The sequence below is a fragment of the Streptomyces actuosus genome, assembly GCF_016921115.1.
GTDB classification, from domain to species: Bacteria; Actinomycetota; Actinomycetes; order Streptomycetales; family Streptomycetaceae; genus Streptomyces; species Streptomyces actuosus_A.
Window position 1 is genome coordinate 404,058 of record NZ_JAFFZS010000003.1, and the last position, 22,024, is coordinate 426,081.

Here is a 22,024-nt window from a genome sequence, read left to right on the forward strand (position 1 = left end):
ACCTGTCGCCGGGGTGTCCCGAGGGCGCGGACGCGACGTCGGCGCCTCCTGCGGTGCCCCGTCGCCGTCGCGGCGGCGGCGTGGTGAAGACTGGGGCCGACGGATGTGATCACGAGACGAGGGAGGCGGCCTCATGACCGGGCCGATCACCGCAGGGGTCGACGGAACCGACGAGAGCCTGGCCGCTCTGGACTGGGCGGGGCGCGAGGCCGTACGGCGGGGGCGGGCGCTGCGCGTGGTGCACGCCTGGGAGTTCCAGCCGAACGCGGCGCCGGACGTGGCCGGCCGTGAGGCGCAGGAGCAGTGGGTGCGGGACTCCGTCGAGGCGGCCGTGCGCCGCGTCGCCGACCGGCACCCCGGTCTGGAGGTGTCCACGGAGGTGGTCGAGGGGCCGGCGGTGCCGACGCTGGTCGGCGCCGCGGCCGAGGCGGAGCTGCTGACGCTGGGTTCGCGCGGGCACGGCCCGCTCGTCGGATTCCTGCTGGGATCCGTCGGCCAGCAGGTGATCGCGGAGGCGGAGCGCCCCGTCGTCCTGGTCCGGGCCGGCGACGAGGCCAGCGCCGAGGCCTCCGGGCGGGAGATCGTCGTGGGCCAGCAGGGCGAGCCCGAGGACAGCGCCGAGGTGCTGCGGTTCGCCTTCGAGACGGCCGCGGCGCGCGGGGCCACCGTGCGTGCCGTGCGGGCGTGGACGCTGCCGCCGGTGTTCGCCTACAGCCCCGCCTCGCTGCAGCTCCTCGACGACGCCGGCGGTCTGGAGCCGTACGAGAAGCAGGCGCTCGCCGCCGCCCTGCGGCCCGTGCGCGAGCGCTTCCCCGACGTGCCCGTCGTGGAGCACGTGGAGATCGGCAGCGCCGGACAGGTGCTGCTGTCGGTGGCCGGGCGGGCTCAGCTGATGGTGGTCGGCCGCCGTGCCCACCGCACGGCCGTCGGCGCCCGCATCGGCTCCGTCGCCCACGGGGTGCTGCACCACGCGAGCTGCCCGGTCGCCGTGGTGCCGCACGCCTGACGGCTCAGTCCGCGACGACCGGCGCGAGCGATTCGCGCGCCGTGGGCAGGACGTGCCTGATGTAGTCCTGCACGGCCGTGCCCAGTCCTATGTCGTGCTGCGCCCGCTCCGACAGGTACCAGCGGTGCTCCAGCAGTTCGTGGTAGATCTCCGCGGAGTCCATGGAGCCGCGCAGTTCGACGGGGACGGCGCGCACGGTGGGGCGGAAGACGTCCCGCACCCACCGGTGCGCCAGCACCTCGGGACGGGCGGCGAGGGGGTCGCCGGGCGCGTAGTCCTCCTGGGTGGCCATCCACGACTCCAGGTCGTTGAGCAGTCGCCGGGCCTGGTTCTCCTCGGCGTCCAGGCCCGTCAGGCGCAGCAGCTGCCGCTGGTGGTGCCCGGCGTCCACGACCTTGGGCACGAAGGTGACGGAGTCGCCGTTGGAGGAGTGCTCGATCTGCATCTCGGCCACGTCGAAGCCGAGCTCGTTGAGGCGGCGTATGCGGCGTTCTATGTAGTGGTACTCGCCCGCCGGGTAGACGGAGGTGCGGGTCAGCTCCTGCCACAGGCCGTGGTAGCGGGCGCAGATCTCCGTCCCGAACTCGATGGGGTCGACGGAGGGGTGCAGGGCACCCGAGGCCTCAAGGTCCAGCAGCTCGCCGCTGATGTTGACGCGGGCGAGGTCGAGGTCGTAGTCGCGCTGGCCGGTGCTGAGCTCGGGGTGCAGGTCACCGGTCTCGGCGTCGACCAGGTAGGCGGCGTAGGCGCCCGCGTCCCGCCGGAAGAGCGTGTTGGACAGCGAGCAGTCGCCCCACGCGAACCCGGCCAGGTGCAGCCGGACCAGCAGGACCGCCAGAGCGTCCATGAGGCGGTGCATCGTCGCCGGGCGCAGCGTCGTCTCGAACATCGAGCGGTACGGCTGCGAGCCGCGCAGATGGCGCGTGATCAGCACCGGCTCCAGGGGGGCACCAAAGACGTCGGTGCGGCCGGTGACCACCCCGAGGGCGTCCACCGCGGGGATCCCTAGCCGGTCGAGGTCGCGCAGCAGCGTGTACTCGCGCAGTGCGGGACGCTCGGCCAGCTCCTTGACGGCGATGACCTCGTCCCCGGCCCGCGCGTAGCGGACGACGTGCCGGGAGATGCCCCGGGGGAGCGGCACCAGGTACTCCTCCGGCCACTCCTCCAGCGGCAGTTGCCACGGCAGCTCCAGCAGGAGGGCCGGATGCTCCGGGTTGGTGGCGTTGATCTGCAGGGCCATGACTGAAGCCTAAGCGCTCTGCGGGATGTGCCGCGGTTCGACGGCGGTCGATCGCAGTGCGGTCGTGGCTGGTCGCGGACTTCCCCGCGCCTTCGAGGGGCGCTGCCGGAGCGCAGGGTCCTGCGCCCGACATGCGTGGCGCGGTGGCCGGATGGGTTCACCGGCCGGGGCCCGCGGGGAGGCACATTCGACGTACGTGGTCTGGGAGACGTCAGCCCACGGTGAAGGTGCCCTTCATACCCTTGTCGGCGTGGGCGCCGATGCCGCACTTGTAGGTGTAGGTGCCGGGCTCGGCCAGGGTGACGACCGCCTCGCCGGTCGCGCCGGGCTCGACCGGGCCGACCTCGCCGACCTCCTCGCCGTCGGGGCCGAAGATCTCCAGCTCGTGCTCGGTCGTGCCCGCGTTCTCCAACGTGAACTCGATCTTCTCGCCGGCCTCGGCCGTGAAGCCGCCGAGGCCGGCGAGTTCGTGCTCCCGGGCCTCGACCTCGACCTCGCGGTCGTAGGCCGCCTGGGCCCCCTCGTCCGCCTCGGCGCCCTCGACGGTGATCCGCCGGCGGATGCCGTCGCCCGCCTGGCCGGGCTTGCAGGCGATCTCGTACGTGCCACCGCCCAGCTCGGCCTCCATGCGGCGGGTGGTACCGGGGCCGATGTTCTCGACCTCGGTCACGATGCGGGTGTAGGCGCCGTCGTGCTCGCCGTAGACGTAGACCTCGGTGGTCCGGTCGCCCTTGTTGGTGACGGTGAAGGAGGTCTCACCCGCCTTCAGTTCGGTCCTGGCGACCTCGCAGGCCGTGTCGGTCGCGGTGATGGCGACCCTGTCGCCGCCGGAGCCGGTGGAGTCCTTGCTGCCGCAGGCGGCCAGGAGCGGAAGAGCGAGCAGGGCGGCGCCGAGGACGGGCAGCGTGCGGGGCGTGCGCATGGGGTGATCTCCGGGAGCGGTGGGAGGGACGACGTGGCGCCGATACGGGGGAGTCGGCCGGCGGCCGGTGCGGGGGCCGGGGCCGAGGTCCTGACTCGGCGGGGAGGACGGAACAGGGGGCATCACCGGCAGGGTGTGGGCCGGCCGGCGGCGACGCCGCGTACCAGGTGGGGGCCGGTGGTTGGCGAACACCGGGACAGTAGATGAGGTAAGCCTTGCCTATCAAGTTCCTGTGCGTCAGATCTCGGCCGGATGCCGGGGCGGTCACGTTGATCCCCCACCCCGGGGGGTCGACCTCCCGAGGTCTTGATCCCTGCCGGTGAAGAAGATGAGCCGTGCCGGATTCGGCCCTGGTTCACCGGCCCAGCCGCGCGCTGCGGACTCTCGTCGCCGCTGGGCTGCTCACGTCCTGCGGGAGATTCCGGCGCAGGCTGCGCACCGGCAGGTCCGGCGCCGACGTGAGGCGGCGGTCCTCACCGTCGCGGGGGATTCAGGCGCAGTCGGTCGATCTCGGCGCGTACGCGATCCACGTGCGGACGCACCTGAGCCCGCAGTGCCCCACTCCAGCTCTCCTCGGAGTAGGGGCAGTCGAGGTAGAGCTGTCTGGCGTGTTCGAGAACGGGACGGTGCTCGGGCGGAAGATGAGCCAGGGCCCAGTCGGCGGCGGCGTCCTTCGACGCGATCCGGCCGGTGGCGAGCGTGGTCCAGATGCGCGCGAAGGTCAGCACGACGTTGCGGGTGTCGCTGTCCAGGCCGTCGCGCAGGCCGGGGACGCCCGCCACGCTCGCCCGGACCAGGTCGGCCTGCGGGACCGGGTCGAGGACCTGCGCCGGGCGCGGGCCGGTGAGGGGCCGGTCCCCGGTCAGCGCCATGGTGATCAGCAGGGCCAGGTCGGGCATCGGCTCCGGTCGGGGGAGGTTCCCGGCCTCGTAGTCGGCGCGCAGCCACTCGCCGTAGAGGAAGTCGCAGGTCGGCGGATATCTCCACGGCCGGACGTCGGACTGGACGACCACGGTGAGTTCGACCGGGCGGGCCTTGTTGCGGGAGCCGGATATCCGGAGCAGTCCACCGAGGAGGGCCCGCCGACCCTGCTCGTCCATACGCCGCCGCGACACGACCAGCACGTCCACGTCGCTGGCCGGCCGGAGTCCGCCCATCACGGAGGAGCCGTGGAGGTAGACGCCGATCGCATCCCGGCCCAGTACCCCGCCGACCAGCTCCGTGATCTCCTCGACCTGATGCACCGCATCAGCATCTCGCGCCGGCCGTCCGCGTGCACGACAGTGCGTCTCCTGCGTGGGCGGGCCGCGTCGACCGGCGCGGCGGAAGCGGACGGCCGTGAGGGAGTCCCCGGTATCCCCCGGGGCGGGGCGGCCGACCCGGAGGGGGAGGGCTCCGTCCGGGCGGCGGTGCCGGAGCCGGGGCCTCAGGACTCGGGCTCGGCCAGGCGGCCGAGCAGGGCCACGGCGTCGTCATGGTCCACCGGCTGGAAGAAGCGTGCGTCGACGGTTTCGACGGCCGTGATCGCGCGCGGGGCCAGTTCGGCACCGGCGACGGTGACGCGCAGTCGCTTGGCGCGGGAGTCGGCGGGGTCGACCTCGCGCTCGATCAGGCCTTTGGCCTCCAGAGCGCGCAGGACCTGGGAGGTCATCTTGACGTCCGTGCCGGCCTGGCGGGCCAGGGCCAGCTGGTTGGGGTGTTCGCCGCGGGTGTTCAACCACCAGGCGCAGGCGAGAAGAACGAACTGGACGTGGGTGAGGTCCATGGGGCCCAGTGCCGCGGCGATGTCGCGCTGCCAGCGCAGCGTGGCGTGCCAGAGCAGGAAGCCGGGGCTGTCCCCGGGGCCGAGTGCCATCAGTCCTGGGCCAGTTCGACCAGGGCGGCCATGGTCTCCGGCCAGTCCGCGGTGATGGCCGGACCGATCTGCGGGCCGAGGCGGTCGGCGCCGGAGCCGGTGATCTCCATCCGGTAGGTCACCCGAGTGCGGCCTCCCTCGCCCCGGTCGAGCCGGTGGGCGGTGCGCAGGAGCAGTCCGTCGAACCGGGCCTCGTCCACGAACAGTTCGTTGACCGTCGCCTCGGCCACGCGCAGGTGCACCGGGTCCTGGTCGGCCGGGGTCATCACGATCTCGGCGCCCGCCTCGAACGGGCCGCTGATCCGGATGCTCGCGACGTCTGCGTTCCAGGCCCCCCAGTTGCCGACATCGGCCCACAGGTCCCAGATCGCCTCGGGTGCGGCGCTCGTCTCGATGGTGTGCTCATACGTCCACATCGGTGACCTCCCGGTCCGGGAAAACTGTCTTCGCAAAGATTATCTGTGCGCAGATTATCTGTCCATGCGCCCCTCGACGCCCGTCTTCGGTTCGGGCCGGCCCTACCGGGGCACCGCCGCCGCGTCGACCGTCGAAGGACTTCGGGAGCCGTTCGCGGGGGCGGCGGAGGCGTGTTGTCCGGCTGCGGTGGGTCAGGGGGCGCCGGGTGTGGCGGGCGGCGCGCAGCCGGGTGGGAGCCGAGCCGCGCGGCCATCGGTTCGGCCGGCACCCGCACGGCAGATCTGTCCGGCACGTCGGCAGGCGTCACCCGCCGGCCGACGTCACCGGGCGGCGGCCCGCTCCCGTGCCTGCTGCGCCGCCGTCCGTACCGAGCCCCGGTGCACGGCCCCGTGGCCGGGCAGCATCACGTCGGCGTCCAGGGTCTCGATGACGTCCAGCGAGGCCAGCGCACGCTCGCGCTCGTGGTGGAACATGTCGGGCAGCAGCTGCGGCCCCGCGCCCCGCGCGGTGGGGTGGCCGCTGGCCAGGGCGTCTCCGGAGATCAGCACCCCGGACTGCGGGAGGTGGAAGACGCAGTGCCCCAGGGTGTGGCCGGGGGTGTGGACGGGCACCGGCCGGCCGGGCACGTCCAGAGGGACCGACGGCTCGAACGCCTCGGGCGAGGCGACCGGGACGCGGGTGGTGCCGCCGGAGCGGATCGCGTGCACGGCCCAGGGCAGGACCCCCGGGCGCCAGGAGTTGGCCAGGACGGTCCCCACGGACACCTGGTGCAGGAACTCCCGTCGCGCGTGCGGCACTTCGGCCTCGTGCAGGCGCACCGGCGTGCCGTACACGCTGCGCAGGTGCTCCGCCGAGCCCAAGTGGTCGTTGTGGGCGTGGGTGATGAGTACGGCCGTGACCGCCTCCGGTGAACTGCCCACCTGTGTCAGCGAGTCCAGGACCAGCTGCCGGTCCCCGGGATACCCGGTGTCGACGAGGGTGGCGGCGTCCCCCTCGGTGAGGATCACCCAGTTGGTGTTGCTGCCGTGCACCAGATAGGTGCCGTCGTCGACTTGCTGCACTTCTGCCCGCATGATCGTCCCGAGAGGTGAGGTGGTCCGAGCCCGACGGACCAAGGAAAGCAGATCGTGGCGGACGCCGCTGCGCCTCGCCCCCGGGTCGCGCCGCCCCGGGGCGGGCCGAGTCCGCCCCGGCGTTGCCCGCGCCGCTCGGCGCGGGCCGGATCCGCCTCCGCGCAGGGTGTGCCGCCTCGGCGCGGGCCGAGTGCGCCCCGGTCTGCGCCATGCCGCCTCAGCGCACGCCGTGCGGGCGGAACTGCACGCTGATGCGCGGTCCCGCGGCCCGCGCGGTCTTCGGGATGCAGTGCTCCCAGGTCCGCTGGCAGGAGCCCCCCATCACGACGAGGTCCCCGTGGCCCAGCGGGTGGCGCACCGTCGTGCCACCGCCCACCGGGCGCAGCAGCAGGTCGCGCGGCGCGCCCACCGAGAGGATGGCGACCAGGGTGTCCTCGCGGGCGCCCCGCCCGATCCGGTCGCCGTGCCAGGCCACGCTGTCCCGGCCGTCGCGGTAGTAGCACAGCCCGGCGGTGGTGAACGGCTCTCCCAGCTCGGCGGCGTAGTGGGCGGACAGTGCGTCCCGCGCCTCGGCCAGTACCGGGTGGGGCAGCGGTGTACCGGCGGCGTAGTGCGCCAGCAGTCGCGGTACGTCCACCATCTGGTCGTACATCGTGCGCCGTTCCGCACGCCACGGAACCTCGGCCGCCAACCGCTCGAACAGGGCGTCTGCCCCGGCCAGCCAGCCGGGCAGCAGGTCGATCCAGGCGCCCGAGCCCAGCGCGGTCCGTTCGGTGCCGCCCAGAGAGCTGAGCCGCAGCCGGTCGGTCTGGTCGAACAGAGAGGCCTGGAGGTGCGTGGTCATGACGCCAGCGTACTCCTGAATCGAAAATGTGTTCCATATGGAGCGGGTCGGTGACACCTCTTTCGATACATCGATGTATCGGATACATTCGCGTATCGAACGGAGGGCAGGGACATGATGACCGAGGAATCGGCGGCCCCGCGGGTCACCCGGCGGCGGCTGCGGACGCGGGCCAACCTGCTCGACGCCGCGTTCACCGTCTTCGCCGCCCGGGGCTTCGGCCGCGTCTCCATCGAGGAGGTCTGCGAGGCCGCCGGCTACAGCAGGGGCGCCTTCTACTCCAACTTCGCCAGCCTCGACGAACTCTTCTTCGCGCTCTACCGGCAGCGCGCCGACCTGATCGCCGAGCAGGTCGCGGGCGCGCTCGCCGTGGACGGCCCCGACCTCGACGTGACCGCGTCGGTGGACCGCGTCACCGAGGTACTCCTGCTGGACGTGGACTGGCTGCTGGTCAAGACCGACTTCCTGGTCCACGCCGCCAGGGCCCCCGAGGTCGCCCGGACCCTGCTGGGGCACCGCGACCGGTTGCGGCGGGCCATCGCCGACCGGCTCGCCCGCCTCGCCGGGCACACCGAGCTGCCCGCCGTGCTCGGCGGCGCCGACGGCGCCGCCCACGCCGTGGTGGCCGCCTACGACGGGGTCACCACCCAACTGCTGCTGGACAAGGACGTCGAGCACGCGCGTGCCTGGCTCAAGCAGCTGCTCACCGCCCTGCTGACGGACGGCAGCGGCACCTCAGAACAGTGAAGGGAGCGGACGCATGGACGCGGACGTCATCGTCGTCGGAGCGGGCCTGGCCGGCCTGGTCGCCGCACACGAACTGACCAGCAGGGGCCACAGGGTCGCCCTCGTCGACCAGGAGAACGCCGCCAACCTCGGCGGCCAGGCCTTCTGGTCCTTCGGCGGGCTCTTCCTCGTCGACTCCCCCGAGCAGCGGCGCCTGGGCGTCAAGGACTCCTTCGACCTGGCCTGGAACGACTGGCAGGGCAGTGCGCAGTTCGACCGGCTCGACGACGAGGACTCCTGGGCGGTGCGCTGGGCCCGCGCCTACGTGGAGTGGGCGGCCGGCGAGAAGCGGACCTGGCTGGACGGGCAGGGCATCAAGCTGCTGCCCACCGTGGGCTGGGCCGAACGGGGCGACCTGCGCGCCGACGGCCATGGCAACTCGGTGCCCCGCTTCCACATCGCCTGGGGGACCGGCACCGGCGTCGTCGAGCCGTTCGCCGAGCGGGCCCTCCAGGCCGCACGCGACGGGCTGCTGACCTTCCACCACCGTCACCGCGTCGACGGACTCGTCGTCGAGGGCGGCACCGCCCGCGGCGTCCGCGGCACCGTGCTCGCCGCCGACGACGCACCGCGCGGAGCCGCTTCCAACCGGGACGCGGTCGGCGAGTTCGAGCTCACCGCCCAGGCCGTGATCGTCACCACCGGCGGAATCGGCGCCGACCACGACATCGTCCGCCGCCATTGGCCGGAACGGCTGGGCACCCCGCCCGCCCGGATGGTCACCGGCGTGCCCGCCTACGTCGACGGCCGCATGCTCGACATCAGCGCGGAAGCCGGTGCCCGGCTCGTCAACCGCGACCGCATGTGGCACTACACCGAGGGCCTGCAGAACTGGAACCCCATCTGGCCGGGCCACGGCATCCGCATCCTGCCCGGTCCGTCCTCCCTGTGGTTCGACGCACTCGGGCGCCGTCTGCCCGACCCCTGCCTGCCCGGCTACGACACCCTGAACACGCTCAGGTACCTGCGCACCACCGAGGACATCGCCGGATACGACCACTCCTGGTTCATCCTCACCCGGAAGATCGTCGAGAAGGAGTTCGCCCTCTCCGGATCCGAGCAGAACCCCGACATCACCGCCAAGGACCGCAAGGCCGTGCTGCGCGACCGGCTCCTGGGCAAGGGCGCTCCCCGCCCCGTCGCCGACTTCCTCCGGCACGGCGCCGACTTCGTCGTGGCCGACACGCTGGAACGGCTGGTGGAGAAGATGAACGAGCTGACGGACAAGCCGCTGCTGGACGCGGCCGAGGTGCGCCGCCAGATCGAGGCGCGCGACCTGCAGATGGCGAACCCCTACAGCAAGGACGCCCAGGTCCAGGGCATCCGCAACGCCCGCCGCTACCTCGGTGACCGTCTCGGCCGGGTCGCCGGCCCGCACCGCATCCTCGATCCGGACGCCGGTCCGCTCATCGGCGTCAGGATGCACGTCCTCACCCGCAAGACCCTCGGCGGCATCCAGACCGACCTGGACTCGCGCGTCCTCGGCGCGGACGGCACCCCCGTCGACGGGCTGTACGCGGCGGGGGAGGTCGCCGGCTTCGGCGGTGGCGGCGTGCACGGGTACAACGCCCTGGAGGGCACCTTCCTCGGCGGCTGCCTCTTCTCGGGCCGCGCGGCGGGCCGGGCCGCGGCGGCGCAGACCGCCTGAGCCCTACCTCCCCCGCAGCAGGCCGGCCAGCACCGCCGCATGGCTTCGTTCCGGCTCCTTGGAGGCGGTCACCAGCGTCACCGGCCCCGAGCCGACCGATGCCCGGAGGCTGTCGAGGAGCTCGGCCGCCTCCCCGGTGGCCAGCTCCGCCCCGTACCGCTCCCGGAACTCCTCGAACGACCCCTCGCCCGCGTGGTACCAGCGCCGCAGCTCGGTCGAGGGGGTGAGGGCCTTCGGCCATGCGTCGACCCGGGCCGCGTCCTTGGACAGCCCGCGCGGCCACAGCCGGTCGACGAGGACGCGCGTTCCGTCGTCCGGTTCGACGGGATCGTAGACGCGGCGCACACGGACACTCATGGCACGGCCCTTCGACGGCTTGCGGAACACCGTCGAGCCTAGGGCCGGACGCGGTGGTCCCGCCTGCCGGGTGGCCCCGTGGGCGCACTCCCGCCGTACCGCACGGCGCCGGGCACCGCTCCGGCGCACCCGCGGGAGCGGTAGGGGCCGAACCACCGGGAGCCCGCCCGCCGCCCGGCCCGCCTCCGGGCCGGCGAGGGGACGCCCGGACGCCTCTTCGACGCCAACACCCCTCAGCCTCGGACGACTTGACCAGAACGTGTGGAGACTGCCGCTGCCCGACGCTCGTACGCTGTGGGCCTTCGATCACCCTCCACCCCCCGAGGAGAACCACGTGGCGCACTCCCGGCGGCAGCCCGCCAGACGCACCACCGTCCTCGACCGCACGGTCGTGGGGGCCATCGTCCCCGTCGCCGTCGCGGCCCTTCTCGCCGCCGCCGGACCCGCGGCGGCCGGCACGACGGGCGGGTCCGGTGCGGGCGATCCCTACTTCCCGCTCGCCGGCAACAGTGGATACGACGTCCGGCACTACGGCCTGACACTCCGCTACGACCCCGGCAGCCGCCGCCTCGACGGCAGGGCGGTGCTCACCGCGCGCGCCACCCGGGACCTGACCCGCTTCGACCTCGACCTGCGGGGACTGACCGTCACGGCCCTCACCGTCGACCACGTGAAGGCCGGCTTCCGCCGCCGGGGCCAGGAACTCGTCGTCACCCCGCGCCGCCCCGTCCACCGGGGCCGCACCTTCCGCGTCACCGTCGCCTACGCCGGCACTCCCGGGCCGGTCACCGACCCGGACGGCTCCCCGGACGGCTGGATCCCCACCGACGACGGGGCGTTCGTCGCGGGGGAGCCGCAGGGCGCCATGACCTGGTTCCCCGGCAACAACCACCCGCGGGACAAGGCGTCGTACGACTTCACGCTCACCGTTCCCGAGGGCCGCACCGCCGTCGCCAACGGCGTCCTGCTCGGCAGCCGCACCGCGCGCGGGTGGACGACGTTCCGCTGGCGGCAGACCGAGCCCATGGCCACCTACCTCGCCACCGCCACGATCGGGACGTTCCGGGTGCACCGATACACCACCCGCGACGGCATCACGGTGTACGACGCCGTCGACCCGCGCGAGGCAAAGGCCGCCGCACCCGTGGTGAGGCAACTGCCGTCCGTCCTGGAGTGGGAGAGCCGGATGTTCGGCCCCTACCCCTTCCGCGCGGCCGGTTCCGTCGTCGACCACGCCCCGAACGTCGGCTACGCCCTGGAGACGCAGACGCGGCCCCTGTACGACTCCGCCCCGGACCTGAGCACCCTCGTCCACGAGACGGCCCACCAGTGGTTCGGGGACTCCGTCTCCCTCACCTCCTGGAAGGACATCTGGCTCAACGAGGGCTTCGCCACCTACGCCGAGTGGCTCTACGCCGAGCAGCACGGCGGCCGGAGCGCGCAGGCCGAGTTCGACGCGCTCCTCGCCCGGCCCGCGAGCGACGCCCTGTGGGAGTTCCCGCCCGGCGACCCCGGCAGCGGCGCGCACCTCTTCGGCACTCCCGTCTACGCCCGCGGGGCCATGGCCCTGCACGCACTGCGCCGGGCCGTCGGCGACCGCACCTTCCGACGGATCCTGCGCGCCTGGGCGACCGGACACCGCACCGGCCACGGCACCACCGCGCAGTTCGTGCGCCTCGCCGAGCGCGAGTCGGGCCGGCACCTGCGCGGCCTGTTCCGCACCTGGCTGTACACGCCCGGCAGACCGCACCTGTCCTGATCGTCCGGGCCGGCGCCGTCCGGCGTCACCCCGCACTCCCCGGGCTCCGTCGGGGTCCCCCGCCCACCCGGCGGAAGGGACCGGTGCCGAGTGGACACGGCCCGGTCGACGCCCAGGCGCGCCACCCGCCCCCCTGCGCCGGCTCCGGCACCGACCGGCGCGGCCCGCGCCGGGGCCGGCCACCGGGACGACGACCCGGGGGCGGCGGCGCCGCGCGGGATGCGGTGGGCGGGGCGGGGGGACGTGCGGGACCGAGCGCCCGCGGTGGGGGTGCTGCGGTCCGGGCGGTTGCGTTCAGCGGCGCAGGGCCTGTGCGGCCGTGTCCGCCACCGCCTCGGCGAGCGCCGCCAGCGCCGGCGAGTCCAGCTTCCACTGCTGCCAGTGCAGGGTGAGGTCCACCGGCATCCCGGGCGCCAGCTCCACCAGTCGGCCCGCGCGCAACGGGGCAGCCGCCTGGGCCTCGGGCACCAGGCCCCAGCCCAGGCCGGCGGCCACGGCCTCGGCGAAGCCCTCCGACGTCGGAACGTAGTGCCGCCGCGGGCTCGCGCTGCCGCGGCCCTGCCACAGGGAGCGGACGAATCCGTCCTGGAAGTCGTCGCGCCGGTCGAACACCACGACCGGGGCCACGGCCAGCGCCTCGCGCAGCTCACCGCCCAGATGCCGCTCGGTGAACGCCGGGGTCGCCACCGGCAGGTACCGCATCCGACCCAGCACCCGCACCGAGCACCCCGGCACGGGCACCGCGGACGAGGTCACCGCGGCCATCACCCGGCCCTCCCGCAGCAGCGCCGCCGTGTGGTCCTCGTCCTCGCGGTGCAGTTCGAAGCAGAGCCGCAGCTCGTCGGGAACCCGGGTGAGGGCGTCCAGGAACCAGGTCGCCAGCGAGTCCGCGTTCACCGCGACGGAGACGCGCGTCGACTCGCCGTCTCCGCTGAGCCCCAGCTCGGTGCGGGCGTCCCGCTCCAGCCGGGCCAGCTGGCGGGCGAGCCGCACCAGCACCCGGCCCGACTCGGTCGGCCGCACCGGCTTGGTGCGCAACAGCAGCACCCGCCCCGTCCGCTGCTCCAGGGCCTTCACCCGCTGGCTCACCGCCGACGGCGTCACGTGCAGTACGGTCGCCGCCGCGTCGAAAGTGCCCTCGTCCACCACCGCGAGCAGGGTCCGCACCTGGTCCAGGGGGAGTTCCGCCGTCATGTTGTCATCACGATCGCTCATGATAGGTAAGAATCTTTAGCTGTACGCACAGTGATCGATTCCGTAGCGTCGCCGCCATGCCCAGCACTCTCGCCGCCGCGGCCGCAGGATTCGGCACCGGCCTGTCGCTCATCGTCGCCATCGGCGCCCAGAACGCCTTCGTCCTGCGCCAGGGGATCCGCCGGCACGCGGTCCTCGCCGTCGTCGGCATCTGCGCCTTGTCCGACGCGGTCCTCATCACCCTCGGCGTCGGCGGGGTCGGTGCCGTGGTCGTGGCGTGGCCGGGCGCGCTGACGGCGGTCGGCTGGATCGGCGGTGCCTTCCTGATCTGCTACGGAGTCCTCGCAGCGCGCCGAGTTCTCCGGCCCGGCGGGGCACTGCGGGCCGAGGGGGAGGCCACCGGTTCGCGCCGCCGCGCCGTCCTGACCTGCCTGGCGATGACCTGGCTCAACCCGCATGTGTACCTCGACACCGTCTTCCTGCTCGGCTCCGTCGCCGCCGGCCACGGCGCGCTGCGCTGGACCTTCGGCATCGGCGCCGCGCTCGCCAGCCTGTGCTGGTTCGCGGCGCTCGGCTTCGGCGCCCGGCTGCTCGGACGGTTCCTCTCCCGGCCCGCGGCCTGGCGAGTGCTGGACGGCCTGGTGGCCGCGACGATGATCGGCCTCGGCGTCGCACTGGTCGCGGGAGGCGCAGGCACTGCCTGAGCGGGAGCGGACGGCGCGTGACGACCGGCCGGACCGGCGCGGTGGCGTGGCGATCACGGTGAGCCGGTGCCTGCGCCCGGTGGGGGGTGCGGGACACCGAGGCGGTGGCGGAGCCGCGTGCCGTCTGCCGGCCGTCACGCCATGCCCGCCCTGGTCGCGACCGGCCGTGCCCGCACGGCGCGGTACCGGATCCGAGGCGCGCGGGAGCGGTGGCCCTCACAGGACCCGGCGGTGGATCGCGTACTGCTCCATGAGCTTGTTGCGGGTGGCCTCCAGGCGGTGGGCCAGGATCTCGGAGACGATCCTCATCAGCGTCAGCCCGAGCGCCGGATCCTCCTCGCACAGTCGCAGCACCGGCTGGGCCTGGAACTCGTAGGTGCGCACCGGGCTGAAGGCCTCCGCGCCGAAGTCCCACCGGTACGGCGGGAACAGCCACGACCAGCCGAGCAGGTCGCCCGCTCCGAGGCTGGCGACGGTGACCCGTTGGATCGAAGTCACCTGCTGGGTCAGGGACACGGCCCCGGAGCGGACCACCCAGAAGCGGTCGGCCGTGCCGCCCGCCTCGAAGATGCGGGCGTCCTCCGGGAAGGACACCTCCTGCGCGAGCTCCATCAGGCGCCGGCGCTGGGGTGGGGGAAGAGCGTTGAGCAGTTTCGTCGCTTTGGTCATGGCGCGGGGCTCCTCGCCGGGCGATCGGTTCGGGTGCTGTCCCTACGCCCATTTCAGCCGCTGACCGCCCGGAGAGCACCTCGGCGGAACGGGCAACTGCCCGTCCTCGCCGCCAGGGCATGAAAAAGCCCTGGCTGGACGGGGGAAACCAGCCAGGGCCGTACGCGGTGGTCACGGAGGACGGTTCCGGTCGACCCCGTCACCACGTATGGATGAACGGTAAATCATCTCGGGTGTCGGCGCGAAATCGAAAGCAGGTCGAGTGACCTGTTTCACTTGGGCCGCCGGCACGGCCGCTCAACCCCGAGCGCCCCGAGCGTCCCGGGCCCCGGGAGTCAGGATCTCGTCCAGGACCCGCACCACCACCTCGTAGGCCACCGCCCGCACCGCCGCCTCGTCCTCCCCGAGGCCCCCCGAACCCCGCCCGCCCCCCGCCCGCGCCTCCTGCTCGGCACGGGCCCGGGCGCGCTGCATCCGGCGCATCAGCTCGTCTGCGTCCACGACATCGGTCATCTCCTCCGACTACCCGCCACGGACCGGTGGACGACCCGCGCGGCGCAACGTATCGAGGTTTGCCACGGCTGCGAGGGGTCAGCCGAACCACAGGACCCGCTGCGGGAGACCGGCCGGACGACGGGGCCAGGCCGGACCGGTACCGGAAGACGCGGTACGCGATCACGCGCCAGGTGCGGCAGAGGGGTCCGGCACTTCTACGGACACCCATGGAACGAGACCCACGCAACCAGTCAGGGAGCGAAAGGATGCGCGCGAAGCACCGGACCGCCCGATCGGCCGAACCGTCCACAGCCCGGGGCCGACGCCCCGTGTGCCCCGCCGACGTCCGCAGGGCCGTGCGGCGCGCCGCGGCCCGAAGGAGCCTGCAGACGGGAACGCCGTACGACGAGGACGCCCTCTCCGACGCCCTGCTCGTCGCGTCGGAACTCGCGGGCAACGCCCTCCTGCACGCAGGGGGCGTCGCCGACTTCGCGGTCGACGTCGTCGAGGAGGGCATCCGCATCAGCGTCGACGACCACAGCGACCGCCTCCCCGTGATCACACCCCGTTACGACGCCCAGGGACGCCGACGGAACGGCGGCCGGGGCTGGCCCATCGTCTGCTGGCTCTCCCACGACGTCCGGATCCGCGCGCTGCCCTCGGGAGGCAAGCGCATCACCGCCGTCGTACCGGCCCTGTGAGAACCCCGTCCGCCCGCCGGCGTTTGCCCCGGCAGGGGAGGGGCACACGCACTGTCGTGCTTCGGACCGGAGGCGCGCCAGCGGGAGCCGGCAGCCGCTCCGTCCCTCGTGGCGCTCGGCGTGGCGCCGCTCCCGCGGTCATTTGCTGACACCACCGCTGCTCAGGAGCGATCCGCATGCGCATCGACCTGCCGACCCGCCCCACCGCACCGACCCGCCCCACCCCACGTCCAGTTCGGAGCCACGACGACGCCCCCGACACCGCCACCCGGTTCGCCCGGTTGGCCGTCATGCCGCAGGGACCCGACCGCGAGGCCCTGCGCGACGAGCTCGTCACGGCGTGGCTGCCCATGGCCCACCGCATCGCCGGCCGGTTCCGCGACCGCGGCGAGTCGCTGGAGGACCTGCGCCAGGTCGCCGCCCTCGGACTGGTCAAGGCCGTGGACCGCTACGACCCCGCCCGCGGTGCCTTCGAGAGTTACGCCGTACCCACCGTCACCGGCGAGGTGAAGCGCCACTTCAGGGACCGGATGTGGGCCTTGCGCGTCCCCCGCCGGGTGCAGGAGCTGCGCAACAAGGTCCGCGTGGCCCGCCGCGACCTCATCCAGCTCCCGGGCGCCTGTGAACCCTCGGCCGCCGACATCGCCGCCCACAGCGGTCTCACCGAGGACGAGGTCGCCGCCGGGCTGGAGGCACTCGACAGCTTCAGCACCCTCTCCCTGGACGCCGAGGTCGCCCCCGACGACGACGGCTACAGCCTCGCCGACACCCTGGGCGTCGCCGATGCCTCCTACGACGTGGTCGTCGACCGCGAGTCCGCCAAGGAGGGCCTGCGGCATCTGCCCGAACGTGAACGCGCCATCCTCTACATGCGCTTCTTCGAGGACATGACCCAGAGCCGGATAGCCGACCGCCTCGGCATCTCACAGATGCACGTCTCCCGCCTGATCAGCCGCAGCTGCGCCCGCGTCCGCGCCGAGGCCCTCGGCCGCGCCCCCGCCGCGGGGCCCGCGGCGGGGGAGTCCCCGACCGCCTGATCGGCCGCCGCCCGGCACGGTGCTCCTGCCGTCCGCCCGGTCTGAGCGTCCGGCACAGGGGAACACGGAGAACATGGACGAATCAGAGCTTCCGCCGGAGGAACGTCCCGTCGACGTCTACCTCGACCTGCTGCGTCTGCGCATGGAGAGCGACGACTTCCGGTTGCTGCTCGACGTGGTCGAGCCTGTGCTGCGGGCGCTCGACGAGCAGCGCCCGGCCGATGTCGACCTGGTCCTGGAGAGCGGCGCGCCCGAAGGCCTGCCCCAGGAGATCCGCGACGAGGCCGCCCTGGTCATCGCCACCGCCGTGACCGGCCGCCTGGACAACCAGGTCATCGAGATCGAGGTCGACGGCGCCGACGTCCGCGTGGTCACCGACGCCGTGACCGCCTCGGACCCGGAGAGCCTGGACCGGATCGCCGAGCACCTGCGCAGGCGGCAGCACGACACCGAGCAGCTGCGGGGCATCGCCGAGGCCAGCGGACTGCCCACCGACTTCTGACCGCGACCCCGGCCCGGTCACTCACCGGGCTCCCGGCGCGGTACACCCAGGGGCCGAGCCAGACCGACCACAGCCTCGTCCAGCCGTTGCAGGTGCCTCAGCACCCGGTCCGTGACCCGGCCGTAGCGCGGCGTACCCGGATCGCCGGGTTGCAGCAGCGCGGCGATGCTCTGCCCCGTGACCACCCGGGCCCCGCTGCGCTCGTCCGCCACGTGCTCCGCGATCGCCCGGATGTTGCCCACGATGCGCAGGCCCGCCCGCTGCAGCCGGGGATCCGCCGCGATCGACGGATGCGTCTGCAGCACCTCCGCCGTCGCCGCCAGAGTCCGCGCGTGATACGCGCACGTCTCCAGCAGCGCCACCACGTACCGCGCGGTGGTGCGCCGTGTCCGCAGCGGGGTGACCGGATGGGTCAGCGGCTGCGTGGCCGCGCCCAGGTCGGCCAGCGCCTGGTCCAGCTCCCGCGCCCGGTCCAGCAGTTCCTCCGGGGGGCCGCCGCTGAGCTGCCCGACGGCGGCCCCGGTGACCTCCGCCAGCCGGTCCAGCACCGTACCCAGCAGATCGTCGGTGCGGTGGCCCGTGCGGACCGGCAGTACCAGTGCCGCGGCGATCACCCCGCAGGCCGCACCCAGCGCCGTCTCCTCCACCCGCAGCACCAGCACGGACAGGCTGTAGGTGTGCAGCAGCGTGTACAGCAGCCCCAGCGCCGCGGTGACGAAGAAGGACATCAGCGTGTACGACAGCGGCGCCGTGTAGAACATCGCGAACACCAGCAGCAGAACCAGCGCGAACGCCGTCCATGTGTGGTGCCCGACCAGCCCCGCCAGCGCGATGCCCGCCACCACCCCGAACACGGTGCCCACCAGCCGCCGATAGCCCTTGACCACGATCTCACCGGTGGAGGAGGTGTTGACGAACACGATCCAGCAGGTCAGCACCGCCCAGTACCAGCGCTGGGAGGACAGCAGCTCCCCGCCGGCGATCGCGAGCGCTGAGCCCACCGCCACCTGCACCGCGGCCCGCGTGGTGGGCCGGCGCAGCCCCGTCAGCTGCTTCTCCTCCTCCTGTTCGGCCTCCTCGGCCCCGCCGATCGCCGCGTCCTCGGCCTGGATCTCCTCGCGGGAGCTGGCCGTGGCGGGCGAGTCGTCGGACTCGTCCTGCGGCCCCTCCAGCACCGTCCTGATCCCCAGCACCGACCGTGCCGTCTCACCGATCCCGCGGAAGACGTCCTGGACGGTGGGCGCGGCCGGGGGCAGGTTCTCCTCGTCGCGGTAGCCGAGCAGCCGGTTGCGGACGTGGGCGAGCGCCGTGCCGCCGCCCGCGACCGGGTGCAGCACCAGCAGCCGCAGCGCCAGCAGGTCGCGGCGCAGCAGGTCGGTCGCCTCGTCCCGCACCGGCAGCAGGCCCGCCGACGGCACGGGCGCATCCGGCAGGTGCAGTGCCAGGGTGTCCGCCCGTTCGGTGCCCCGCGCCCTGAGCAGCAGCAGGCAGAGCCGCTCCGCGGCGATCTCGGCGTCCGCGATGCGCCGCTGCACCAGCCGGGCCGTGGCCTCGTCGGAGGTGCCCTCCTCCAGCCGACCCTGGATCATCAGCGCCGTCTCGTGCAGCCGCGCGGTGCCCTCGCGCACGCCCGCCAGGGCCTTGTCCGCGTCCGGCGGCCCCGCGTCCACCAGCTCCACCTGCGCCTCCAGCAGCCGGGCCAGCCGCGCCCGGAAGGCCTCCCGCAGCCGGTCCAGGGTCCGCGAGGGCGTCGCGGGCACGATCGCGAACCGCATCAGCGCGCTGCACACGAAGGCGACGACGACCACGCCGCACAGCCCCGGCAGATCGGAGACGGTGGCGCCGACGAAGAGGGACAGGAAGTAGACCTGAAAGGCGATCAGCCCCAGCGCCGTGCCCCGGTCGCCGAAGCGGCGTCCGTAGACGGCGCAGAAGATCAGCACGACGAAGAACGCACCGCTGACGACCATGTGGGTGTGGAGCAGCGCGCCCAGGGACAGGGAGACGATCGCCACCGGAAGTCCCGCCACGAGGGTGACGGCCTGCCCGCCGAGCTGCTTCTCCCGCACGGCGAAGGTGGCGACCATCGCCGTCAGGGCCCCTGCCACCAGGAGCCCCAACGGCAGCCCCAGCGGAGCGAGCACCGCGAGCGTCAGGGCGATGGAGCCCACCGTCCGCAGCCCGGCGACCAGCCGTAGCAGCCCCGGGTCGGACGCCGCGAGCCGATCGCGCAGGCGCGCCCGGAGCGATCGCTGAGCTGCCCTCACGCCGCCGTGGCTCTCCCGTTCATGTCAGGGGCGCCTGCTGCCCGGCGGACCGCGGAGCACGGACCCGGCCGCGTCCCCTGCGGCGCATCACGACGCGACCGGCCCGGTGCCCTCCACGCGGGCCCGCACCTGTTCGGGCGTCATGTAGGCATCGGTGTACTCGAAGTCCTTCAGCTTGGCGGGCCTGCGTGCCTGGAACCCGGTCCGGACGAAGTCGTCGCCCGCGACCGCGTTCAGCGTCCAGTTGGTCAGCACGCGTGTCTTGGCCACGCCCGTGCGCAGTGCCGACCAGTGGTAGCCGCGGGCCACGACCTGCGCCGGCAGGCCGTGCAGCTCCAGGCCCAGCGGCCTGGACACCGCGTCCCTGCCGCCAAGGTCGACGACGAGACCGAGGTCCCGGTGCTCGTAGGGCCGCAAGTCCTGGCCCCGGAGCGTGGCGATGACGTTCTCGGCGACCACCTTGCCCTGGCGCATCGCGTGCTGAGCGGTCGGCGGGCAGACCGCGTCGCCGCTCTTGGCCAGGTCCGGCACGGCCGCGGCGTCGCCGAGGGCGAACACCCCGTCGTGACCGGGCACACTCATCTCGGAGGTGACCGCCAGGCGCCCGCGGACGGTCTCCGCGCCGAGCGTGGCGATCAGCGGACTCGCGACCACGCCCGCGGTCCAGATCAGGGTGCGCGTGGGCACCACCCGGCCGTCGGTGAAGGTGACCTCGGTCGGGCCGGCCTTCTCGACGGACACGCCGAGGGAGATGTCGATGCCGCGCCGGCGCAGGATCTCCTGGGCGCTGCGACCCAGCTTGTCGCCCAGTTCGGGCATCAGCTTCGGCGCGATGTCGATCAGGTGCCACTTGATCAGGGACGGGTCCAGCCGCGGGTACCGCTTGACCGCGGCGTGGGTCAGGCGCTGCAGGCAGGCGGCCGACTCGGTGCCCGCGTAGCCGCCGCCGACCACCACGAACTGCAGCCGGGCGGCCCGTTCGGCCGGATCCCCGCTGGCGTCGGCGAGGTCGAGCTGGGAGATGACGTGGTCGCGGATGTAGGCCGCCTCGGCGAGCGTCTTCATGCCGAACGCGTTGTCCGTCAGGCCGGGGATGTCGAACGTGCGGGTCACACTGCCCGGTGCCAGCACCAGGTAGTCGTACCGCTCGTTGACGTCCTGGTCCGTGATCGTGCGGATCACGCACACCTTCGAGTCGAGGTCCACACCGATCGCGCCGCCCGGGATGATCCGGGTGCGGTACTTCCTGCTGCGGCGCAGTGACAGCGCGATCGACTGGGGTGTCAGCACTCCGGAGGCGACCTGGGGCAGCAGCGGCAGATAGAGCTGGTAGGCGAACGGGGTCACCAGGGTGAGATCGGCTTCGCCGGGCGAGAGCCTGCGCTCCAGTCGCCGCACGCACTCCACTCCGGCGAAGCCCGCGCCCACCACCAGGATCCTGGGTCGTGTCACGATGATCTTCCCTTCTGCGGCTCCAGGCGGTCCGGTTCGCGTCCGGGCGCACGCGGGTACGCAGCCCCAGTCTGCCCCCTGGACAGCCGCCCGTCCTGCCCACTGCTCCGACAGGGCCGACCGGGGCCCGAGCCGTCGCTCAGGACCCCTCGTCCTGACGGACGACCAGGGCGAGGGCGTCGTCGACACCGGCCGACACGGGCACCATCTGGCTGACACCGGTCAGGTCCAGGATGCGCCGGACGGGCGGTGCGGGGGCGATCACGTGCAAGCTTCCCGGCAGGTCCCGGGTCTCGCGGTGCACCCGCAGGACGGCGTTCATCCCGGACGAGTCCATGAACGGCACCGCGGCCAGGTCCAGCAGGATGTGCCGCCGACCGTGCGCGAGCTGGTCGGCGAGGTGCAGGCGGAACTCCGGCGCCGTCTCGTGGTCCAGCGGGCCCGAGAACGTCAGCAGGGCGACGCCCTCCCGGGGCACGGTGATCTTCACGGACAGGGGCTCGGGGGTCAGGGACACGACTACCTCCGGCGGGTGGGGTCGGCCAGCCTGCGTCCCACCGCGCCGTGCCACACCTGAACGGGGGTGGACATGCGCGGCGGCCGGGACGCCTCACCAGGGCAGGAAGACGTGGACGTCCTTGCCGTTCCCGGCCGACACCACGCTGACCTGCGTACACAGCGTCTCTATCAGGTACCAGCCTATGCCCCCCTCGCTCCGGCTCGGCCGGAAGGGGCGCGGCGCCGGACGCTCGCTGCTGGAGTCGTGGACCGTCACGTGCACGCCGTCGAACGTGCGCCGCATCCGCAGCTCGAACGGCCCCGGCGCGTACTGGACAGCGTTCGCGGCGAGTTCACCGACGATCAGCAGGACGTCGTGGTAGCACTCCGAGGCGCGCGGCGGGGTCACGCGCGCCAGGTCACGGAGGTACTCCTCCGCGGCGAGCCGAGCCCCCGTCACGTCGTGCGGCTCACCCGAGAAGCAGGTGGTGCGGCTCGGGACCTCCTGGAACGCCAGCGGTTCGTCCCCACGCGGCTCGTGTGCCATGGTGTCTTTCCGGCTCGGGCGGGAGCAGGGTCGTCCTACCGCTCCCAGGGT

General features: G+C 73.4%; 23 protein-coding genes. 8 read left to right on the plus strand and 15 right to left on the minus strand.

What is annotated here, in order from left to right; genetic code table 11:
- Nucleotides 1–133 precede the first annotated feature (133 nt).
- Nucleotides 134–1,006 (plus strand): universal stress protein, encoded by an 873-nt coding sequence (locus JS756_RS06840; RefSeq protein ID WP_205382036.1) that lies wholly within the window; start codon nucleotides 134–136, stop codon nucleotides 1,004–1,006.
- Nucleotides 1,007–1,010: 4 nt separating this feature from the next.
- Here JS756_RS06840 and JS756_RS06845 read toward each other — a convergent pair whose 3' ends face one another.
- From JS756_RS06845 to JS756_RS06875, 7 genes are all read right to left on the minus strand, one after another.
- Complete coding sequence (locus JS756_RS06845) at nucleotides 1,011–2,246, minus strand: DUF4032 domain-containing protein (RefSeq protein ID WP_205382037.1); 1,236 nt, start codon at nucleotides 2,244–2,246, stop codon at nucleotides 1,011–1,013.
- A gap of 211 nt (nucleotides 2,247–2,457) precedes the next feature.
- Nucleotides 2,458–3,168 carry a cupredoxin domain-containing protein gene (locus JS756_RS06850; protein ID WP_205382038.1) on the minus strand — a complete coding sequence of 237 codons (711 nt, stop codon included), beginning with the start codon at nucleotides 3,166–3,168 and terminating at the stop codon, nucleotides 2,458–2,460.
- A gap of 473 nt (nucleotides 3,169–3,641) precedes the next feature.
- The gene (locus JS756_RS06855) at nucleotides 3,642–4,412 is read right to left on the minus strand and encodes an aminoglycoside adenylyltransferase family protein (protein WP_205382039.1); all 771 of its coding nucleotides are present in this window, start codon (nucleotides 4,410–4,412) and stop codon (nucleotides 3,642–3,644) included.
- Nucleotides 4,413–4,594: 182 nt separating this feature from the next.
- Entirely contained in the window at nucleotides 4,595–5,023 is a 429-nt protein-coding gene (locus tag JS756_RS06860) for a MarR family winged helix-turn-helix transcriptional regulator (RefSeq protein ID WP_205382040.1), read from the minus strand.
- Nucleotides 5,023–5,439: an SRPBCC family protein gene (locus tag JS756_RS06865; protein ID WP_205382041.1), complete on the minus strand. Its 417-nt coding sequence runs from the start codon at nucleotides 5,437–5,439 to the stop codon at nucleotides 5,023–5,025. Before JS756_RS06865 ends, JS756_RS06860 begins: the two co-directional genes overlap by 1 nt.
- A gap of 321 nt (nucleotides 5,440–5,760) precedes the next feature.
- A complete protein-coding gene (locus tag JS756_RS06870; RefSeq protein WP_205382042.1) occupies nucleotides 5,761–6,513 on the minus strand; it encodes an MBL fold metallo-hydrolase in 753 nt (250 codons plus the stop codon).
- Nucleotides 6,514–6,730: 217 nt separating this feature from the next.
- Complete coding sequence (locus JS756_RS06875) at nucleotides 6,731–7,357, minus strand: alpha-ketoglutarate-dependent dioxygenase AlkB (RefSeq protein ID WP_205382043.1); 627 nt, start codon at nucleotides 7,355–7,357, stop codon at nucleotides 6,731–6,733.
- A 114-nt stretch (nucleotides 7,358–7,471) separates the two neighbouring features.
- Here JS756_RS06875 and JS756_RS06880 point away from each other — a divergent pair, with 114 nt between their 5' ends.
- The gene (locus tag JS756_RS06880) at nucleotides 7,472–8,104 is read left to right on the plus strand and encodes a TetR/AcrR family transcriptional regulator (protein WP_438817288.1); all 633 of its coding nucleotides are present in this window, start codon (nucleotides 7,472–7,474) and stop codon (nucleotides 8,102–8,104) included.
- Nucleotides 8,105–8,117: 13 nt separating this feature from the next.
- The gene (locus JS756_RS06885; RefSeq protein ID WP_205382044.1) at nucleotides 8,118–9,791 is read left to right on the plus strand and encodes an FAD-binding dehydrogenase; all 1,674 of its coding nucleotides are present in this window, start codon (nucleotides 8,118–8,120) and stop codon (nucleotides 9,789–9,791) included.
- A gap of 3 nt (nucleotides 9,792–9,794) precedes the next feature.
- Here the strand turns inward: JS756_RS06885 and JS756_RS06890 are convergent, their stop codons facing one another.
- Nucleotides 9,795–10,148: a DUF488 domain-containing protein gene (locus JS756_RS06890; RefSeq protein ID WP_205382045.1), complete on the minus strand. Its 354-nt coding sequence runs from the start codon at nucleotides 10,146–10,148 to the stop codon at nucleotides 9,795–9,797.
- A gap of 334 nt (nucleotides 10,149–10,482) precedes the next feature.
- On the opposite strand from JS756_RS06890, the gene JS756_RS06895 reads away from it, so the two are divergent.
- Nucleotides 10,483–11,907: a M1 family metallopeptidase gene (locus tag JS756_RS06895; protein ID WP_205382046.1), complete on the plus strand. Its 1,425-nt coding sequence runs from the start codon at nucleotides 10,483–10,485 to the stop codon at nucleotides 11,905–11,907.
- A 294-nt stretch (nucleotides 11,908–12,201) separates the two neighbouring features.
- Here the strand turns inward: JS756_RS06895 and JS756_RS06900 are convergent, their stop codons facing one another.
- Nucleotides 12,202–13,101 carry a LysR family transcriptional regulator ArgP gene (locus JS756_RS06900; RefSeq protein ID WP_205382089.1) on the minus strand — a complete coding sequence of 300 codons (900 nt, stop codon included), beginning with the start codon at nucleotides 13,099–13,101 and terminating at the stop codon, nucleotides 12,202–12,204.
- Nucleotides 13,102–13,178: 77 nt separating this feature from the next.
- Between JS756_RS06900 and JS756_RS06905 the strand changes: the two genes are divergently transcribed.
- Nucleotides 13,179–13,805 (plus strand): LysE/ArgO family amino acid transporter, encoded by a 627-nt coding sequence (locus tag JS756_RS06905; RefSeq protein WP_205382047.1) that lies wholly within the window; start codon nucleotides 13,179–13,181, stop codon nucleotides 13,803–13,805.
- Nucleotides 13,806–14,021: 216 nt separating this feature from the next.
- Here JS756_RS06905 and JS756_RS06910 read toward each other — a convergent pair whose 3' ends face one another.
- Complete coding sequence (locus JS756_RS06910) at nucleotides 14,022–14,474, minus strand: cyclic nucleotide-binding domain-containing protein (RefSeq protein WP_205382048.1); 453 nt, start codon at nucleotides 14,472–14,474, stop codon at nucleotides 14,022–14,024.
- 297 nt (nucleotides 14,475–14,771) lie between these two features.
- Nucleotides 14,772–14,987: a hypothetical protein gene (locus JS756_RS06915; RefSeq protein WP_205382049.1), complete on the minus strand. Its 216-nt coding sequence runs from the start codon at nucleotides 14,985–14,987 to the stop codon at nucleotides 14,772–14,774.
- A gap of 248 nt (nucleotides 14,988–15,235) precedes the next feature.
- Here JS756_RS06915 and JS756_RS06920 point away from each other — a divergent pair, with 248 nt between their 5' ends.
- The 3 genes from JS756_RS06920 (at nucleotide 15,236) to JS756_RS06930 (ending at nucleotide 17,209) form a co-directional block, all read left to right on the plus strand.
- Complete coding sequence (locus JS756_RS06920; protein ID WP_205382050.1) at nucleotides 15,236–15,670, plus strand: ATP-binding protein; 435 nt, start codon at nucleotides 15,236–15,238, stop codon at nucleotides 15,668–15,670.
- Between the two features lie 176 nt (nucleotides 15,671–15,846).
- Nucleotides 15,847–16,707 carry a SigB/SigF/SigG family RNA polymerase sigma factor gene (locus JS756_RS06925; protein ID WP_205382051.1) on the plus strand — a complete coding sequence of 287 codons (861 nt, stop codon included), beginning with the start codon at nucleotides 15,847–15,849 and terminating at the stop codon, nucleotides 16,705–16,707.
- Nucleotides 16,708–16,780: 73 nt separating this feature from the next.
- Complete coding sequence (locus JS756_RS06930) at nucleotides 16,781–17,209, plus strand: hypothetical protein (RefSeq protein ID WP_205382052.1); 429 nt, start codon at nucleotides 16,781–16,783, stop codon at nucleotides 17,207–17,209.
- A gap of 17 nt (nucleotides 17,210–17,226) precedes the next feature.
- Here the strand turns inward: JS756_RS06930 and JS756_RS06935 are convergent, their stop codons facing one another.
- The 4 genes from JS756_RS06935 to JS756_RS06950 all read right to left on the minus strand — a co-directional run bounded on the left by JS756_RS06935 (nucleotide 17,227) and on the right by JS756_RS06950 (nucleotide 21,973).
- Complete coding sequence (locus tag JS756_RS06935; RefSeq protein WP_205382053.1) at nucleotides 17,227–19,476, minus strand: FUSC family protein; 2,250 nt, start codon at nucleotides 19,474–19,476, stop codon at nucleotides 17,227–17,229.
- 87 nt (nucleotides 19,477–19,563) lie between these two features.
- Nucleotides 19,564–20,931, minus strand: a complete 1,368-nt coding sequence (locus JS756_RS06940; RefSeq protein ID WP_307790369.1) for an NAD(P)/FAD-dependent oxidoreductase — start codon at nucleotides 20,929–20,931, stop codon at nucleotides 19,564–19,566.
- A gap of 136 nt (nucleotides 20,932–21,067) precedes the next feature.
- Nucleotides 21,068–21,445 (minus strand): STAS domain-containing protein, encoded by a 378-nt coding sequence (locus tag JS756_RS06945; protein WP_205382054.1) that lies wholly within the window; start codon nucleotides 21,443–21,445, stop codon nucleotides 21,068–21,070.
- A gap of 93 nt (nucleotides 21,446–21,538) precedes the next feature.
- Nucleotides 21,539–21,973, minus strand: coding sequence for an ATP-binding protein (locus JS756_RS06950; RefSeq protein ID WP_205382055.1), 435 nt, complete (start codon nucleotides 21,971–21,973; stop codon nucleotides 21,539–21,541).
- Between the last annotated feature and the right edge of the window lie 51 nt (nucleotides 21,974–22,024).

Bases quoted from the DNA above. Each gene is read 5' to 3' on its own strand.
- JS756_RS06840 (WP_205382036.1), top strand. From the start codon at position 134: ATGACCGGGCCGATCACCGCAGGGGTCGACGGAACCGACGAGAGCCTG.
- JS756_RS06845 (WP_205382037.1), bottom strand. From the start codon at position 2,246: ATGGCCCTGCAGATCAACGCCACCAACCCGGAGCATCCGGCCCTCCTG.
- JS756_RS06850 (WP_205382038.1), bottom strand. From the start codon at position 3,168: ATGCGCACGCCCCGCACGCTGCCCGTCCTCGGCGCCGCCCTGCTCGCT.
- JS756_RS06860 (WP_205382040.1), bottom strand. From the start codon at position 5,023: ATGGCACTCGGCCCCGGGGACAGCCCCGGCTTCCTGCTCTGGCACGCC.
- JS756_RS06865 (WP_205382041.1), bottom strand. From the start codon at position 5,439: ATGTGGACGTATGAGCACACCATCGAGACGAGCGCCGCACCCGAGGCG.
- JS756_RS06870 (WP_205382042.1), bottom strand. From the start codon at position 6,513: ATGCGGGCAGAAGTGCAGCAAGTCGACGACGGCACCTATCTGGTGCAC.
- JS756_RS06875 (WP_205382043.1), bottom strand. From the start codon at position 7,357: ATGACCACGCACCTCCAGGCCTCTCTGTTCGACCAGACCGACCGGCTG.
- JS756_RS06880 (WP_438817288.1), top strand. From the start codon at position 7,472: ATGATGACCGAGGAATCGGCGGCCCCGCGGGTCACCCGGCGGCGGCTG.
- JS756_RS06885 (WP_205382044.1), top strand. From the start codon at position 8,118: ATGGACGCGGACGTCATCGTCGTCGGAGCGGGCCTGGCCGGCCTGGTC.
- JS756_RS06890 (WP_205382045.1), bottom strand. From the start codon at position 10,148: ATGAGTGTCCGTGTGCGCCGCGTCTACGATCCCGTCGAACCGGACGAC.
- JS756_RS06900 (WP_205382089.1), bottom strand. From the start codon at position 13,101: ATGACGGCGGAACTCCCCCTGGACCAGGTGCGGACCCTGCTCGCGGTG.
- JS756_RS06905 (WP_205382047.1), top strand. From the start codon at position 13,179: ATGCCCAGCACTCTCGCCGCCGCGGCCGCAGGATTCGGCACCGGCCTG.
- JS756_RS06910 (WP_205382048.1), bottom strand. From the start codon at position 14,474: ATGACCAAAGCGACGAAACTGCTCAACGCTCTTCCCCCACCCCAGCGC.
- JS756_RS06915 (WP_205382049.1), bottom strand. From the start codon at position 14,987: ATGACCGATGTCGTGGACGCAGACGAGCTGATGCGCCGGATGCAGCGC.
- JS756_RS06920 (WP_205382050.1), top strand. From the start codon at position 15,236: ATGCGCGCGAAGCACCGGACCGCCCGATCGGCCGAACCGTCCACAGCC.
- JS756_RS06925 (WP_205382051.1), top strand. From the start codon at position 15,847: ATGCGCATCGACCTGCCGACCCGCCCCACCGCACCGACCCGCCCCACC.
- JS756_RS06930 (WP_205382052.1), top strand. From the start codon at position 16,781: ATGGACGAATCAGAGCTTCCGCCGGAGGAACGTCCCGTCGACGTCTAC.
- JS756_RS06950 (WP_205382055.1), bottom strand. From the start codon at position 21,973: ATGGCACACGAGCCGCGTGGGGACGAACCGCTGGCGTTCCAGGAGGTC.